Origin of the sequence: Paracoccus sp. PAR01, from assembly GCF_014851995.1 — a bacterium.
In the GTDB taxonomy this organism is placed as follows: Bacteria; Pseudomonadota; Alphaproteobacteria; order Rhodobacterales; family Rhodobacteraceae; genus Paracoccus; species Paracoccus litorisediminis.
On the sequence record NZ_JACVAW010000001.1, the window covers coordinates 1 to 15,484 of the forward strand.

Sequence of the window (15,484 nt, forward strand, 5' to 3'; positions counted from 1 at the left end):
GGTCCAGATCCGGGTGGCGGTCCTCAACCGCTTCACGGCCCTCGGCATCCCGGTCACCGTGGCATTGGGATAAGTGTGTCCGGGGAAAGGGGAACTGCGGTCATCAACTGATTTGTACAACAGCGCCGACATCGATATACATGGCCGTTGGCTGAGTACCGCTGGGAACCCAGTATTCGGGCTGGCCATCCCCGGTGACGTCGGAATACTCCAAGTCCTCATCATTGAATTCCATGATGAAAACAGCGTTCGATGTATCTGTGATACCCTGACTAACCAGAAAGTCATTGATGGGGAGGGACGAAACCTCGAGGCCACCTCCAACATTGTTCCCGGTCGCAATAGCGTCAGTATCGAAGGTCAGTTGTGCCACGACTCACTCCTTCCGAATAGCTGCCATTCGAAAGGCTACTAATCGGTACGCTCGCACGTCAACGAATGTTGTCCTTTTCTCTATTCACGTGAGCCGAAAGTTGTGGAAAGTAAGGAACTATAACTCCGGTATCTCTAGCCCGTACGCGGTCAAAGGCACTCTAACCATTTGTAACAGCTTAATTTTGCATTCCCACCGAAACTGCGGAAACACCCCCATCTCATCCGGAAGAAACCGAAGTTTAGGAAATACGATTAGGCGAAAGGATAGCCGGCAAGTTACAATGCCATGTTTTCTATCCTGTCCAAGAGCACAGCTACAAATCGGCAACTCGGATCGTCTTTTCTTGCGCTTCACACCAATTTTGTGCATCTTTCAGAGTATGGCAAGACAAGACAGCTACAGCCGTTACACGATACGTGTCCCGACCGATCTTTATGAGCGGGTAAAGATAGCGGCTGGTGATAAGTCAATTAATGCTCAGATTATTGAGATACTTGAAGAGAAGTACCCTGCCCCTGCCCCTGCCCCGTCAGAACAAGAGCAGTACGCGCAGGTAGTCGAGTGGAGCGACAGGGTGCTACTCTCCACATCAGAGGAAGAGGCCAAGATGTTAGCTAACGAAGCTAACGAGTGGCTGAAGGGCCCTGGTCAATCCGACTATCGGATTATTCTTTCGAAGCCGCCTGACTTTGGCAGGTGGCTTCCCTGCATAGTTCACAAAGATATAGTTAGAGCGGATGGAATGTTCTCAGCGTGCATCGGGAGCGGCGGCAGTGGAAAGTGAGTACGCTTATGCCCAGGGCACATGTTAACCGAGAAAGTGACCGCTTCATGCTCCGCCTCCCCGAAGGGATGCGGAACCGGATTAGAGTAGCCGCCGAGGCGAACAATAGATCAATGAATTCCGAGATGGTCGCGGCGTTGGAGGAGAAGTATCCGTCGCCAGGCATCGACGAGGCAGTTTGTGACGCCATTCGGAACATCGAAGTGGCGATCGATGGCTTTAGATCATCGCCCCCGTCGGTTGAAAACGCCAAAATATTCACAAGCCTTGAAGCAAACCTTGAAGCACTACGAGCCATTGCGAAACAGCTTAGCCCTACCGGCTGACGCCTACGTGACACCTCGCGTGTAGATGGAACCCCTCAGTCCCGCGCTGTCCACGGATCCGGGTTGTGCGACTACTCATGCGTCGCCCTTGACCTGATCTCCTCTAGCGCGGATCCGAACGTCTCAGCATAGCCGTTAGCGGTTGGGGTCGTGATGACCGACCAACGCCACACCTGGCGATACGGGTTCTGGACTGTGTCGCAAAGAATTCGTCCTACAACCAATCCATCACGTGAAATCGTCCAATCGTCGGCTCTACCGTGCCAAGTGAAAATGTGCGTCCAGTAATGGCCCGTCATCCTACGCCCCGGTTGCGATTTGTAGGCTACTGCAATGTGATACCTGATAGGAGATTGTGGCTCTGGTGCCGAGTGGTGCTGATCGCGCAGACGAACAGTGCGACATGTCAAAATCGTCGCAATATCGAACTCCCATTCAGCTACTCAGTCAAAAGGAAAACAGAGCGTTCAGTCAGAGGCTGGGCGAATAGGTTAGTACGGCTAGAAGACGCACTTTCTATCCCCGGCGCCCGGCGGGTAGGAGTAGGATTACAGGATGCTTGATTCCTGCCAAGATCAAATGCTGCCGAAGGGGGGTGTGTGGGGCTAAATCAAACTACGCCCGACAGATCGAGCTAGAAAGGAAACGAGGGGGTACCTTTAGCCTTCTGTATGTCTTGGTGTCTGACTTCTGCCTCGCCTGACGATCAGAACATTGGCGCCAGGGCCTGCCGTCAAAATCGGTGCTAACTCTGAAAAGGAAAAGGGTCGGCCCTCTCTCCAGACCGACCCTTCCGGCGAACTAAGTCGCCATCCCTCTTGGCCATGCTTCGGCAGAAACATCATGCGGCCGTGGAGCTCATTCAGCTACTTGTCCAAAAGGTCAGGCTCGGCGTAAAGACTGTTGGCAAGGTTTCTGACAGATCAGCAACACCTGAAGCTCACGCCCGCCATGACCGAAGTCCCATTTTTACATACTTTATGATATGATTTTAGCTTCTCATCAGAATCCGTTAGCTGGTGCGAAGGAGGCTGCTATGTCGAATAATGAAAAGCTGAGCTCCCAAAACGCCGACCGAAGCGTAACGGATGCTCCCGCTGTTAGTGACCTTAGTGACGATGAGGTCGAGGAAATGTTCCAGGAACTGGTTGCGCGTATTGATGCTGAGCAGCATCCGCTCGAAGCAGACAGTTCCGGTGATATATAGAACTGTGCCATACCGATACTGATGTCGAAGATGGCGCAGGAGAGCGGCTATGACTATAGATACCACCCCTTCTGCCCCGGCCAAGTGTCTGGGCGACCCGGAAGCTCATGCCGTTCTCCTACGTGACGCTTTGCAAACTGGGGATGCAGGGTTCATCGCCCAAACCCTCGGCGAAATCGTTCGCGCTCGTGGCGTCTCTCAGGTGGCGCGTGACGCCGGCCTGAGCCGGGAGGCACTCTACAGAGTGCTTTCCGCGACGGGGAACCCGAAACTTTCCACCCTGCTGGGCGTGACCAAGGCGCTGAACATCCGCCTTGAGGCTTCCGCGATTCCGCCGGAATGATCTCGTCTTTTACATCGCGGATGTGTGCGCACAGCGGGGCAAATAGGACATCGCATTACTGGACACCGCCCCGACTCCCTTGGGCCACACGCCGACCTCTCGCCAATCCGCGCCCGCGACGCAATCGCAATGCTATTCAGTTTCTGCGGGCGCAGCTTGGAACGCTCGATTCACAACACCTTCTGCCAGACGCGGATACTTATCAAATATCCTATAAATCTCCACGCCACCCAAAGTGGTAAAATATAGTCTCGAGCAATTTCCACGTCGTGCAGGCTGAGGGAAAAGCTGCCCAGATGCAGTTTGTCCCAAAAGACCCATATCCACTAGGACGCTATATGGCCGATTTGGAAAGGATCCGAAAATGGAACACAAAACATTTACATGGAAGGCTGCCGATAGTGCGCATAGGCACGTTGACAGCGGCTCAACACGTCATAGCAATGTATACGACAACTTGACCGAAAAAGACTGTGATGCGCTTGCAGCCCAACGGATGCGCAATGAAGGAGGCATCGGGGATAGCGCGCGCCATTCACAAGCTGAAGTTGCCCCTGCCCCTGCGTCTTCCGTTGTTTCGCCTGTCCTTAGCTATACGGCCATACCAATTGCTATTGTGGATCCAGGCTTTCAACGGGAAACTGATCGCCGCGACGAAGCGAAGCGCGAAAAAGCGCGACACCAAGAATATTGGAGCATCCGGTATTGCGCGCTAGGCGATGGTTAACCGACCAATATGAGTCGCGCGCGACTTCCGGTTCTATCTCGCCATTGTGCAGCGCCAGAACCGCTTCGGCCCCCACCTGATTATGGATCGTCGCAGTCACAGCGAGCCGACAGCGCGCGTCCCATGGCCGCCGCATGGTTTACTATACGATAGGTGAGCAGATTTTTCCTGGAAGCTTACAGCTTGTCAGTGAACGCATCGGGCATGCGGATCTCACCAATTCTGTTCCGCGTGTCTAACCACACATTTGTTTGAGGCCACTTCAAGGAAATGGGGTATACTCCCAGAAGATGACGGCAGCGCCCGGGACCGGGCGGTTGCGAGCCATCTCTTGAGACCCCACCTTGGAGGTCGCAATGCCTATTAAAGCTGCCGAACTGAACTTCTCGGATCGCGCCCGCTCCGCGCAACGCTCCCCTCAAGAATTAAGGGGGAAAGATGCAGAAAACCGTAATCGAATGCGTACCAGAACTACTCGACCGGGCTAAAAGCCTGGGACTTGATGATGATGCTGCCGAAGATCTGGTGGCCCGTACGCTGACATGGGCCATAGACCACGTTGAACAGTTCAACCCCCACTTCGGGCTTGAGAACTGGCTTATGTTCATCGCAGATATGCTGCAATGCGAGGTTCTGGACAGCAAGCGTCCAGACTCGAACGATGTGGCTCGTGTGGCCTGAAGAGTAAGAACCCGCCTTGGGACAGCCGGGGCGGGTTCGTCATACCAGCACTTTACACGTGCTCAAGTTGGGCACTGAATCTTCAGCGAGAGCCGCTTCGACCCGGCACTAAGTGCCCGAGGCAAAAAATTAAAAACGACTCTGCAAAAGAAAGGGTCGATCCCGCAGAGACCGACCCTTCGGCGACCAGAGTCACCTTCTCCCATTGCCATGAGTTATGATGCAGTGATTCAGCAATTTCGCCAAGCGAAAATGAGAAAGTACTACGATCAGGCAATTATTCTCTACTGCACATGGCAAGATAGTTTCCTTCGTGATCAGCCATAGCGTTGGGCGCGGCGATCAATCGCTTTGAGCACGTCGTCAACGCTGGTTTTGGTTAGTCCCTTCACCTTTTCGGTCGCGACCTGCTCCAGCTTTGCCTCGGCCAAGTTTGTCAGAGTTCCGGCATCGAGGTCGAAGTGTCTGACGGCATCCGGTGCGCCGACATCGCGCACATGCTCAAGGATGACCTGAATCGCCGCCGAGCCGGTCAGCTGACGGGCCAGCGCCAACCGCGTGCCGGTCATCAATGCGGATTGCAGCGCCTCGCGATATCTGGCCTCGATCTCGATCCCCCATTTCTCACGCGCCTTCTTGGTCCCCCAGGCGATGATGGCAGCGATCACCAGCCCGATCAGTTCGAGCAAGCCGGGCGTCGCCGCAGTCAGGAAAGTGTCCAGCGCCGCGGCCGATGCCCGCCAAGGCATCATCATCACGGCGAGTATCATCATGGCCAGCGGCCAGCCGCGAGGCTCGCGGATGGTCCACAGCAACAGTGCGATAGCCGCAAGGGCCACGAGGGCCAGCAGGAAGAAAAGCATCATGATCAGTTTCCTTTCAGAAGCAGGGCGGCCCAGGTCGCCGCATCGATGTTGCCGGTGTCGTGGAGTCTGAAAGCGCGCTGGAATGCGACTGCCGCGGCGCGGGTCTTCGGGCCGAAGTCGCCATCGATCTGTCCGAGGTTGAAGCCCTTGGCGGTCAGGAGGGCTTGAGCCCGACGCACTGGCTCGCCGACATCGCCGCGCTGCAGGGTCGGTGGAATGTCTGGCGCCGGGCTCAACAGCCCCGAGGGCACGACCACCGCCATCGCCTCGCGGATCCGCGCCCGGATCTGGTCACCGACCTCGACGGGATTGCCGGGCTTGGTCATGCCGGGCAGCCAGGCGATGTCCCATTTGCCCCGCTGCACGATCTTTAGCGTCGGCTGGACCTCGGCATGGGACAGCACGGTCTCGCGCTTGACCGGGATCTGGTAGCGCCGGCACAGCCCGGCGCAGAGCTGGACCAGTGCGGCAAGCTGCGCTTCGGTGATCGGCCATGGCCCTGAGGAGAACGGGGCCTCAACGGCGCGGGCCATACCCGCCAGCGCGATCCCGATCGAGCCGGTGTTGCAATTGAGGGTATGGGCCGCATAGCGCCCCGACACCAACGGACCGAGATTGTCCTCGATGGCGTGGTCGCCTTCGACGACAATGCCGGAGCCGTCGATGACATAGTGATAATGCTGGCGGTCCAGTGCCGACACGGCATGCGTGCCCGCGGACCAGTGCATGATGATCCGTTCCATTCCAGTCCTCTGAAAATGAAAAGGCCCGCGCGAGGCGGGCCGGAAGGGGTTATTCGGAGGGTTCGTCGAGGGGTGGGTTCGGCGGCGCGAAGGCACTGCCATCCTAAGTCCAGCCCACCCCGACGATATTCTCGGGACCGATGACGACGTGATCCGGTCCGGGCGGGCAATCATCCGGTTCGACGGTGACCTGAGCCACGATCCCGAATTCAATATGCGCGACATAGATCATGCGGCCATCCTTACGTTGACCTGGTCGGCGCGAACCCGGACAAACAGGAATCCGTCACCTGCCTTGCCGACATTGGCGCTCAGCGCGCCCCTAGAGCCTGAGCCGAGAGTCTTGTCCTCAGAGGCGATGCCGGATTCCGAGAGCAAGATGCCGCGCTCACCAGCGCAGACGATGGTTGGATCCGCCAGCCAGTCCAGCTCGACGCCCGGACCGGCGGCCCCGGCCACCCCAGCAGCTGCGTTTCCACCCGGACCACCCGCACCGCCGGACCCTCCCGATGCGGCATTTCCCGCGGTGGAGCTGCTATTCGCCGAGCCACCGCGATACCCCTGACCATCAACCCCGGTGCCGAAGTTCGTATTGGTCCCGGTCGCGTTGGTCTGAGCCCGTGCCCCGCCCCCAGACCCGCCCGGACCAGCGTTGGCATAGGACCCGGAGATGGCGCCATATCCACCGCCTGTCGCCGTTTCGACAAGGCCACCCGGATGCGACAGGGTGCTGTCTGAGCCCTGATTGGCGATGTTGACGGCGGTGGCAATCGCTGGCCCGCCGGCGCCAATGCCGACGGTATAGGTTCCGTCGACAAGAGGCCCGATCGGGTCATCATCAATCAACCCGCCTGCCCCACCCGGTCCGGGCAGATAGATCGAGTTGGTGCTGCGGGCGCCGGTGGCGGCCCCGGCGCCCAGAGCCCGCTTCCAGCCGATCTCGGCCGCAAGGGCCACGACGCCCTCAACCAGCCATGACCCCGATTGGTGGAACGTGATCTGATTGTAGTCGACGCCGTCCCGCGAGAAGGATGTGATAAGGCCGCCGCTGACCGTGATGGTGGGGAGCGCCTTCGCGGCCATGCTGGGCAGTGTGACCCCCAGCCCCAGTCCGAGCCCGACAAACATCAGACCCAGCCCGTAATACCGGTCGCCGTGGTGCCGGTGGCGCGGATGCGGGCAGCACTGACGGCATAGGTGCCAGCGGGCAGCGCCGCAGTGGTGTAGATCACGCCGTCCAGACCGATGAATGACAGCGTGCCGCCGACATTGATCGTCACGGCGCGGATGGCTTCGGCCAGGTCGGCGCTATCACTGGGCGTGACGGCAAAGGCGCCGAGTGCCGGGGCATTGGTGCCATGGGTGAAGGCACTGAAGCGGTTTGCAGGCATAGATTCTCCAGAAAAGCAAAAACCCGCGCGATGGCGGGTGAGCGGGAACATTTGGATTGGATCTCGGTTACCCGATCCCTAGAGTCGGGATGGGGCTCGAGTTACGTCATCCCGACCGGCGACACGCCTCTTCCGGCAGTAAGGGGGCGCGTACGAAGGGCGGGGGGTGTTCCTAGCCGGTCCCCCCCCCGACATAGTCCTTCCGATGGCGAGGCGAGGCAGCGGGTAGGATAGAAAATGGCTTCTCATTTTGAGAACGTTGCCCGCTTTCCAGCCGATCATCCTTAAGCATTCGCCTCATGCTTCCTTCATTTCTAGCTGGGTAGGTGCACGCGGGATAACCAGTGTCGCGGGCGTTAACGGGAAACCCTCCATCATATTCAGGCCCAATTTGTAGCGGTCGGCACCATTGTCGGAACCCTTTTGCGTCACCGGTGTTTGAATTTTTCTGAAAGGCAAGATGGCTGAATTAGCCTCCTGCCTTCGCATCGAGATAAACACTCTCGGAGTGAAGTTCATGAGAAAGACCGTAGTTCTCACTGACGCGCTGACCGGCATCACCACGTTTTATCACAGTCCACCGTGGCATCTCGAAGAGATCCGGAAACACACGATTTGCACGATTGTGACGCTATCAAACGAGGACGGGACCCGCCGCTTCATCCCCATAAAGCCCGAAACTCAGGATGTTCATAAGCGCTTTGCGAATTGGTAAAGGCGAACGGCAGCTCTCATCATGTGATCTTGCAAGCCCTCCACACAAGGCCGCGGCGGACTGGGGTTGATGCCTGGGACGGCGGAGGGCACAATGCCCCATGAAGGCAACATATGATGACACCGCATTCACACTGACCGGCACCCATTGGTCAGGCACCTATCCACTCGAAGATCTGCCCAGTTGGTTGGGCTTTTATCGTCAGCAACGCGATCTGCACTCCAAGGCGGCTGGCAAGTACGATGCCACTATTGCCGAGCTGGAACGCCTCACCCGCGAAGTCGATCAGCCTTTCGGCAAGAGCGAATAAGTCACGACGTCGGTGCGGTCGTAGACCTTGCGACCGTCGCAGTCATATTCCAACGCGATGTAGAGTTCGATCCGGCCCGGCCGCAGCGTGTCGGGCGGGATCAGCTTGACCCGCAGCCGGGTCTGCTCCTCGCTGATCTGACGCGACGGCTCGATTTCCGAGCCGGGTGTGATCACCCCACCTGCCTCGGTGAACAATGATTGTCCGGACACGAAATGACATTGCGCGCCGAGTTCCGTGCGCTCAATCACCAGGTTGAGGATCACCGGCTCGCCCATGCGCACCGGCTCGGTGACATAGCTCAGACCGGGCGGCTGGCGAATGACCCGGTTGTCGCCCGTCGCGGCCGCCAATTCAGTGCGCAGCGCAAGCACATCCTTCTGCAGCGCGGTCAGCAGCGCCGGGCTGTCCCAGACAGCCCGCGCGTTGTCCCAAAACGGCGTAAAAACGGCCAGCACCACGGCACCAACCAGCCAGAAGGCAATGCCGGTGAGCCAGACCCACAGGCGGTCCAGAAAGAAACCGAGGGTCGGGACGATGCGCTGTCCCTTGCTCTCGATGGTCTGCGTCATGAATGGGCGTCTCCGTGAATGTGGGGTCATGAAAAAACCCGCACGGGGCGGGGTGTTGACAGAATCGACTCTCGGCCACAGCTTCGAATTGCGACTAAAGCTTTGCCCCGACACTTGAGCCCCGCGACGAATGCGGGGCTATTTTTTTTGCCTCGCTTCGAAGAATAGATAAGCAAGACAAAGCCACGAAGGATGGAATATTGACAGAATCTCCTGACGAGAGCAGCGTTTTACTAACCGTCCACGAGGGAACCGACAAAATGCCTGCACCCTGCCACCGGCCCCGCGCCGAAAGCGCGGGGCCGTTACGTTTCTTTTGGTGACAATGGTGCTTCCGCCTTCTGGTGCTTTGATGCAGTTACCTCACCACATCCATGATGCTGCACCAGTTGAACAACGGGAAGGTCACGCCATCGACCACGCGTGATCGGCTGTCGGTGTCACGCAGGTTGCCGATCTGGTACGGGCCCGGTACTTCATCGGTCGGCATCGGCGTGACACCATTTCGACCTTTGCCATAGGTCAGCACCTCACCTGATGCGACGGCCCGCGACAGGGTCAGCGTCACCGTGCTGCCCGCGAGCGAGACGCCGGTGATGATGTCCTGCAGGACACCGGCCGGTGACCAGATGTCGAAACCCCGATTGGCCACCGCCGGAATACGGGTGGTGTCGATCGCATAGCTGCCGGAGCCGCCGCGCAGGGTCAGTGTCAGCGCGGTTCCGCCCCAGTTGGCGACGGTCCAGTGCACCTCCTGGTAGCCGTTACCAATAGTAAGGTCATGGAGGATCTTGCCCAGCATCAGCCCCTTATGGGTCTGACCCTTGCTGGAAAGGTGAACGCCGAGATCGTGCCACTCGCAGGGGTAGAGGCTGAACACATGCCCCTTGACCTCGCGGGCGACGTCGCGCTGCGCCAATGGGATCTCCGGGAAGCGATTGCCGGTCTCTCCCGACTGGCACATCTGCCCGATGATCAATGTGGGCGTCCCGGCGACATTGCCGCCGGCGCGCGCCAGGATCTTCCTGAAGCCCTCGCGCAAGGCATCGGCATAGGCGGCGCGCGTCGCCCCCCGGTCGGCATAACCCTGCACCCAGGCCACCGCCGAGAACAGCGGATCGAAGCCGTCGCCGCGCACCGCATCGCCCATCTCGCGCAGGACCTTGTCGCAGGACGGCCAGATGCTGCCGTAATCGCCGAGGAGATTGTTGATGTTCTGACCGGGCGAAGACGGCGATGCCGCGAACCAGGGCGAGGCGTCGGTGAAGTCGGTGAAGCCCTTGGCCGCCATCTCCAATTCGGTGGCATAGGCGAGGCCGATCGCCAATCCGGTATTGGTCTCTTCCTCGGCAATCGCCTCGGTCTGGTCATAATCGATGGTGAAGGCGCGGACATTCAACCCGCCCAGGAACATCTTGTTGCCATAGGCCGGGGCCACGATGGCCATGGCGGTGGAGCCGAACATATTCGACTGGCCATAGGCCAGCAGCAGGCGCATCGCTTTGCTGGCGACCGCAGGCGCGGCGAGCGCCACCGGCTGCTTGACCCGGAAGGCGATCATGAAGCGGAAACTGTTGGTCGAGGCCGCGGTGAACTGTTCGTTCTCGGTGGTGGAGGTGGCGCGGACGCCGAGATTGGCCAGCCCGGAATTGATGCCGATGCTGCCGGCGACCGAGGCTCCGCAGCCGACCAGACCGCCCTTCGGCACCGCGATATTCGGTGTCACCCGGTTCCAGCCCACGGTGCCGTTGAAATACTTGACCTGGTAAGGCGAGAAGATCGTGCCAGCGCCGGGCACATCCTCCTTCCAGCTGCTCACGGAAAACCGTCCCGCCGCGGTCAGATAGATGTCGAACTGGTCGCAGACCCCGCCATTGGCATAGCGATAGGCGGCGCCTGATCCCAGCACCATGGTCTTCGACCCGCCGGCGCTGGTGTGGGTCATGGCAGAGAAATCAGCCGTCTGCCCATCGCTGCGCGTGGCATGTTGGACAAGGCTTTCGGCCATGAACGCCGCGTCCGGGGTGATCGCCGCCACATCGGCGACGGCGGCTTGCAAGGTCGGGATGCTGTTCACCATCGCCGCCAGACCATTGATGTCGGCGATCTGCACCGGGAACATCAGCTTCAGCTGCTCGGAACCGGCAGTGACATTGGCAAAATACATCAGGTAACGGCCCGACCCGACCAAGTCGCCCGCCGCAAGGGCCTGACCGTTCATGCCCTTGACCACATAGGAGGTGCCGTCCAGCACCACCACCGGGTCTGGCCCGGTATTGGTGGCGACCCAGCGGATCTGGATCTTGCGCGACACCGCCTTGCCGATATGGGCTTGCGCGGCATTGGAGGTCGCCATCACCGACTGCGCCGTTGACGATGCATCGATGATCGACGGCATCGCCACATCGCCATGGGCGCTGATGGCCTCCACCAAACCGCTGAGGGGGACTCTCTGAAAAACACCCCAGACCGGGTTAACCCCGAACAGCGGGTCCGAGCCACTGTTGGCGGCACGGATCTCGAGGTAGTCGCCGTTAATCACCAAGATGCGTGAATAGGCGGCCGCCAGTTTCTCTTGGGTAAACGACACCGCCTCGGCGCGCGACGCGAAGACCTTGCCCCCGTTGGCCACCACCCCGTCGACAGCCGCCCAAAGCGCGCGCACCAATCCTTTCGGAACAGGCTGGCCGTTTTGATATGCGGAATTACCGTCCGAACTGAACGACATGTTGCCTCACAGATTGTCTAAGGGATGGGCCGTTCAGGCCGTTAGGAATAATTGCCGACCAAGGCCGCAGCCGAGGGGACGCCAGATTGGTTCTCGGACTGCAGCCAGTAGCGCGCGCCACCGCCCGGAATGGCGTCGGTCATCGTCACTTCCGCCGAGGTGGCGTAGGTCCACTTGACGAAAGACGCCGAACCAAAGGGCGTGCCGACCGGGCCGCGATAGAGCCCGGTGCGGCGGTAGTTGACACCGAGATCGGGGCCGAAGGTGACCGACAGCGTGCCGCCCGACGCGCCGCTCTCCGAGATCACCACTGGGGCATCGGGGGCGGTCGCATTGGCGATGATGTCGATATCCGAGACCACGACCGGGGTGGATTTCTGCTTCCAGGTCTGCCCGCCAGGGGCGACATAGCTGCGGAGCTGATAGGTGCCGCCATCGGCCAGTGGCGGGGTGCGGTAGCGATATTGCCCGCTGGCGGCGGTTTCGCGGATGCCATCGGTCCATTCGCTCGACCCGGTGCGGCGGAACTGGATCATGCCGATATAGCCCCAGGAGGCGGCATAGGTCCCGGAGACGCGGAGATAGGGCGCGCCGTCGTCGGTGACGACGGTCAGGCTGTCGACCGTCGTGCTGAAGGTCAGGGTGGCGCGGTCGAACTCCTCGGCCTCGGTCGGAGGCTCGCCATCCTGCGCCGCGCTCCAGCTGAACGACGCCGGATCGGCCTCGATCAGCTCGACCGTGACATTGGTGCCGTCAAAGCCCCAGCTGTCGACCCAGAACGGGGTATTGCTCAGCCCGAGGCGGGGGATATGCACCGCCACCCGCGGCTCCCCGAGAAGCCGCAAGCCAAAGGCGCGCAGGGTCAGGGTCATGCGCCGAGCCGGATTCATCCGGGCCAGCATCTGCTTGCACAGATGCCGCGCCTGGCCGTGATGCTGCACCGCCAGCAGATCAACGCCCTTGGGCTCGCCCTCGCCCCATTTGGCGATGGCGTCGGTGTCCTCCCAGATATCGGCGACGGTTTCCTGCCAGCGCACCTCGGGCGCGACATAGGTCGGCTGCAGGCTGGTGACCCGCTTGATGCGTTCGGTCCCTGCCCCGTATTCCATCTCGACAATGTGGCGCTCAAGGATGGTGACCGTCGGCGGGGTCCATGCGCCCGCCTCGACCTTCAGCCGGCCATCGGTATCGATCCAGGCGCGACCGCCCATGGCATCGAGCAGCTTCTGGGCGACATCCTTGAACGGATCGGACATCGCGAAGCTGATGCCGGACTGGTAGCGTTCACGGGTCCCGCCAGCCGTGGCAATCTCTTCGACCGCGACCGCCCGCGCGCCGGCCAGCGCGCCCGCGTTAATGTCGGCAGCCGCCAGCGGACCGAAGGTCGGATTGACCAGCACGTCGCAAAGCTGGCGCGCCGGGTTGCGGCTATGGGCAAAATCGTCGGACGGGATCCAGTAGCAGGGGGCGCCGTCGATCAGCGCCGAGACCTCTGGTTCGCCGCCGGAATAGACCTCGGCAATGTCCTCGCCGTCCACATCATCGAAGGTGGCGAGAATGGTGCCGATGCCGCGCAGCCGGTGATCGGTGGTCCAGTAGCCCGGGAAGGCGCTGCGCATCTCTGCCCAGTTTCCGCCGTCCCACTCATCGCTCACCAAGCCCTTGCGGTAACGCAGGCGGATATTGCCCTTGTTCCACGGCGCCGTGGTCACATAGCCATCGGCATCGACATTGACCGGCTGGCCATCCAGATACCAGCGCACGACATTGGTCATGCCGCCATCCGCCACCGCGATCAGCTTGAACAGCCGCCGGGTGAAGCCGACATCCGCCCATTCGTAGAAAACCACCGTGCCGCTGGCCCGGACCCGGCCCAGATGTCGAATCCGCTTGGCGTTGCTGGACTTCAGCTCCGTGGTGAGCTCCGAGGGGCGAGGCCCCTTCGGTGCATTGATCTTGGCCACCGCCATGCTGATCACGGCGCTGACCGCCAGGTTGACCAGCCCGGCGACCACGGCACCGGCAGCACCGGCTGCCGCCGCCGACCCGAGCAGCGCCGTCGCGACCCAAGCTCCTACCTGTGGCATTCATTCACCCCAAATTGCGATTGCGTCGCGCCGCGCCATGCCGACGCCGCGCGGGGTCCGGAACAGCCAGTGGCTGCCCGACCTGATGGCCGCAACCTGGCGGCCGGTGATGTCGATGACGCCCGGATCGCCGTCGCCCGCGACCGGTTTGCGCGGCAGCGGGATCTCCGGCCCCACCCGCACCACCAGCCCGCAAGCCGTCAGGTGATGGGCGCCGGCGGCACTGCGGTAACGACCCCGGAACCGGCACGCCGGATCGAAGCCCCAGCGCAGCAGGCACCAATCCGCCACCCAGATGGTGCAGTCCTGCACGCCCCAATCCCACGGCAGCAAGGCCGTGCGCTGGACGTAATCATCAAGCTGCTGCATCAGCCGCGCAGCCAGCCCTTGATCTTCTTGCCGGGCATGGTGGCGACATAGTCGAGACCCCGATCGACCACGCCGGGATAGCGCCGTGCCTGGTCGCGGGGCGTGTATTCGCCCAGCGGCGTGTAATTGCGCGAGGCCGCCAGCGTTTCCGCCCGAATGCGGATCTCGGCCAGCCCGACATTCTCGCGCGGGGTCACGTCGACGATGCGGCCGACATGCATGACGATGGCGTCATTCGGATAGCCGCGCACCGCCCACAGCTGGCGCACCATCTTGCCCGACCAGCTGGCCGGATTGTTCAGGGCCTCATAGGCCAGGTCCGCACCTTGCATGGTGCCGACATTCCAGACTGTGTAATGGGCCGCGTTCGCTTCAAACGGGCTGGCCTCGAGCGAGATCGGATCGGCCCCGATCCAGCCATAGGATGGCTGCCAGAGCTGACCGTCGAAGGTCAGCGGCACTTCCGTCTCGTTCAGGTAATACTGGACCGAGCCGAAGTTCAGGTGAAACAGCCGGACCAGCGGCACCACTTCCGGGTCGGTGTCGAGGAAGGCGGCAAGCGCAGGCGTCATGTGAAGCTCCGATCAAAGGCTTCGACGAGATTGAGCGTGATGGATTCCCCAAAAGACATCGCATCGCGCCCCCGCGCGCCTTCGTCATCAGATGCAAACCGGCAATAGAAGCGCGGCGGATTGGTAATCAGTGTGGCCCCCGCCGGAATGTCGGCCCGAAGCGCCGGCTTGAGCTTCATCCAGCCGGCATTATTTCTGGCGACCACACGATACAAGAAACCACTGCGGCTGAACGTGTCACCCACGCGCATGGGTGGGCGCACCGGGTTCGTCAGATCGACATAGAGCGATGTGTCGCCTGCAGACGCTGCCGCAGTAGTGACAAGCGGTTGAGTCCCACCGGTTCCGTCCGAGTATCCGGTGCCATCATCGAACCACTGACCGTCATCGAACGGATATTGCCGCGGCGCGACGTCAACACCGTAGCGGTAGCGATCAACAATCGGAACATTCGCGACATTGTATTGGCCGTCCATTTCCGAGACCAAGGCCTCGAATTGCTTGATCCTCGTCTCATCGCCATCAACAGGAATGGTGATCGACAGATTCCACACCTGCGTTTTCGGCGCGATGATCTGCCGCACCCCGTTCATCGCGACACCAGCTGAACGGCTGGTGTTCTTGATGAAGAGCCGCCCATAGGTCCAGCGCAGGAAATCGGTCGGCCACTCGATAAGCTCGACCATA

At 60.6% G+C, this 15,484-nt stretch carries 18 protein-coding genes; 6 read left to right on the plus strand and 12 right to left on the minus strand.

What is annotated here, in order from left to right:
• Window positions 1-103: 103 nt before the first annotated feature.
• A complete protein-coding gene (locus IB235_RS00005; protein WP_192334449.1) occupies window positions 104-373 on the minus strand; it encodes a hypothetical protein in 270 nt (89 codons plus the stop codon).
• A gap of 795 nt (window positions 374-1,168) precedes the next feature.
• Here IB235_RS00005 and IB235_RS00010 point away from each other — a divergent pair.
• The 5 genes from IB235_RS00010 to IB235_RS00030 all read left to right on the plus strand — a co-directional run bounded on the left by IB235_RS00010 (window position 1,169) and on the right by IB235_RS00030 (window position 4,444).
• Complete coding sequence (locus tag IB235_RS00010; RefSeq protein WP_225611996.1) at window positions 1,169-1,486, plus strand: Arc family DNA-binding protein; 318 nt, start codon at window positions 1,169-1,171, stop codon at window positions 1,484-1,486.
• A gap of 1,036 nt (window positions 1,487-2,522) precedes the next feature.
• Window positions 2,523-2,693 (plus strand): hypothetical protein, encoded by a 171-nt coding sequence (locus IB235_RS00015; protein WP_192334455.1) that lies wholly within the window; start codon window positions 2,523-2,525, stop codon window positions 2,691-2,693.
• A 49-nt stretch (window positions 2,694-2,742) separates the two neighbouring features.
• Window positions 2,743-3,036 (plus strand): addiction module antidote protein, encoded by a 294-nt coding sequence (locus IB235_RS00020; protein ID WP_192334458.1) that lies wholly within the window; start codon window positions 2,743-2,745, stop codon window positions 3,034-3,036.
• Window positions 3,037-3,400: 364 nt separating this feature from the next.
• On the plus strand, window positions 3,401-3,763 hold the full coding sequence (locus IB235_RS00025) for a hypothetical protein (protein ID WP_192334462.1): 363 nt from the start codon (window positions 3,401-3,403) through the stop codon (window positions 3,761-3,763).
• A 438-nt stretch (window positions 3,764-4,201) separates the two neighbouring features.
• Window positions 4,202-4,444, plus strand: a complete 243-nt coding sequence (locus IB235_RS00030; protein ID WP_192334465.1) for a hypothetical protein — start codon at window positions 4,202-4,204, stop codon at window positions 4,442-4,444.
• Window positions 4,445-4,761: 317 nt separating this feature from the next.
• On the opposite strand, the gene IB235_RS00035 is transcribed toward IB235_RS00030, so the two are convergent.
• The 5 genes from IB235_RS00035 to IB235_RS00050 form a co-directional block, all read right to left on the minus strand.
• Complete coding sequence (locus IB235_RS00035) at window positions 4,762-5,310, minus strand: hypothetical protein (protein ID WP_225611997.1); 549 nt, start codon at window positions 5,308-5,310, stop codon at window positions 4,762-4,764.
• A gap of 2 nt (window positions 5,311-5,312) precedes the next feature.
• The gene (locus tag IB235_RS00040; RefSeq protein WP_225611998.1) at window positions 5,313-6,053 is read right to left on the minus strand and encodes an N-acetylmuramoyl-L-alanine amidase; all 741 of its coding nucleotides are present in this window, start codon (window positions 6,051-6,053) and stop codon (window positions 5,313-5,315) included.
• Between the two features lie 103 nt (window positions 6,054-6,156).
• Complete coding sequence (locus tag IB235_RS25510) at window positions 6,157-6,285, minus strand: hypothetical protein (protein ID WP_255524274.1); 129 nt, start codon at window positions 6,283-6,285, stop codon at window positions 6,157-6,159.
• Window positions 6,282-7,181 (minus strand): glycine-rich domain-containing protein, encoded by a 900-nt coding sequence (locus IB235_RS00045; RefSeq protein WP_192334471.1) that lies wholly within the window; start codon window positions 7,179-7,181, stop codon window positions 6,282-6,284. Before IB235_RS00045 ends, IB235_RS25510 begins: the two co-directional genes overlap by 4 nt.
• Window positions 7,181-7,444 (minus strand): hypothetical protein, encoded by a 264-nt coding sequence (locus IB235_RS00050; RefSeq protein WP_192334474.1) that lies wholly within the window; start codon window positions 7,442-7,444, stop codon window positions 7,181-7,183. Before IB235_RS00050 ends, IB235_RS00045 begins: the two co-directional genes overlap by 1 nt.
• Before the next feature lie 815 nt (window positions 7,445-8,259).
• Here IB235_RS00050 and IB235_RS00055 point away from each other — a divergent pair.
• The gene (locus tag IB235_RS00055; protein WP_192334477.1) at window positions 8,260-8,469 is read left to right on the plus strand and encodes a hypothetical protein; all 210 of its coding nucleotides are present in this window, start codon (window positions 8,260-8,262) and stop codon (window positions 8,467-8,469) included.
• Here IB235_RS00055 and IB235_RS00060 read toward each other — a convergent pair.
• The 6 genes from IB235_RS00060 to IB235_RS00085 all read right to left on the minus strand — a co-directional run bounded on the left by IB235_RS00060 (window position 8,445) and on the right by IB235_RS00085 (window position 15,483).
• Complete coding sequence (locus tag IB235_RS00060) at window positions 8,445-9,041, minus strand: hypothetical protein (RefSeq protein ID WP_192334480.1); 597 nt, start codon at window positions 9,039-9,041, stop codon at window positions 8,445-8,447. The genes IB235_RS00055 and IB235_RS00060 overlap by 25 nt on opposite strands.
• 358 nt (window positions 9,042-9,399) lie before the next feature.
• Window positions 9,400-11,769: a hypothetical protein gene (locus IB235_RS00065; RefSeq protein ID WP_192334483.1), complete on the minus strand. Its 2,370-nt coding sequence runs from the start codon at window positions 11,767-11,769 to the stop codon at window positions 9,400-9,402.
• A 41-nt stretch (window positions 11,770-11,810) separates the two neighbouring features.
• Window positions 11,811-13,856: a hypothetical protein gene (locus IB235_RS00070; protein ID WP_192334487.1), complete on the minus strand. Its 2,046-nt coding sequence runs from the start codon at window positions 13,854-13,856 to the stop codon at window positions 11,811-11,813.
• Window positions 13,857-14,225, minus strand: coding sequence for a hypothetical protein (locus tag IB235_RS00075; protein ID WP_225611999.1), 369 nt, complete (start codon window positions 14,223-14,225; stop codon window positions 13,857-13,859). It lies immediately after the preceding gene.
• Window positions 14,225-14,797: a hypothetical protein gene (locus tag IB235_RS00080; RefSeq protein ID WP_192334490.1), complete on the minus strand. Its 573-nt coding sequence runs from the start codon at window positions 14,795-14,797 to the stop codon at window positions 14,225-14,227. The genes IB235_RS00075 and IB235_RS00080 overlap by 1 nt, the downstream gene beginning before the upstream one ends.
• On the minus strand, window positions 14,794-15,483 hold the full coding sequence (locus tag IB235_RS00085; RefSeq protein WP_192334493.1) for a hypothetical protein: 690 nt from the start codon (window positions 15,481-15,483) through the stop codon (window positions 14,794-14,796). Before IB235_RS00085 ends, IB235_RS00080 begins: the two co-directional genes overlap by 4 nt.
• Window position 15,484 lies beyond the last annotated feature (1 nt).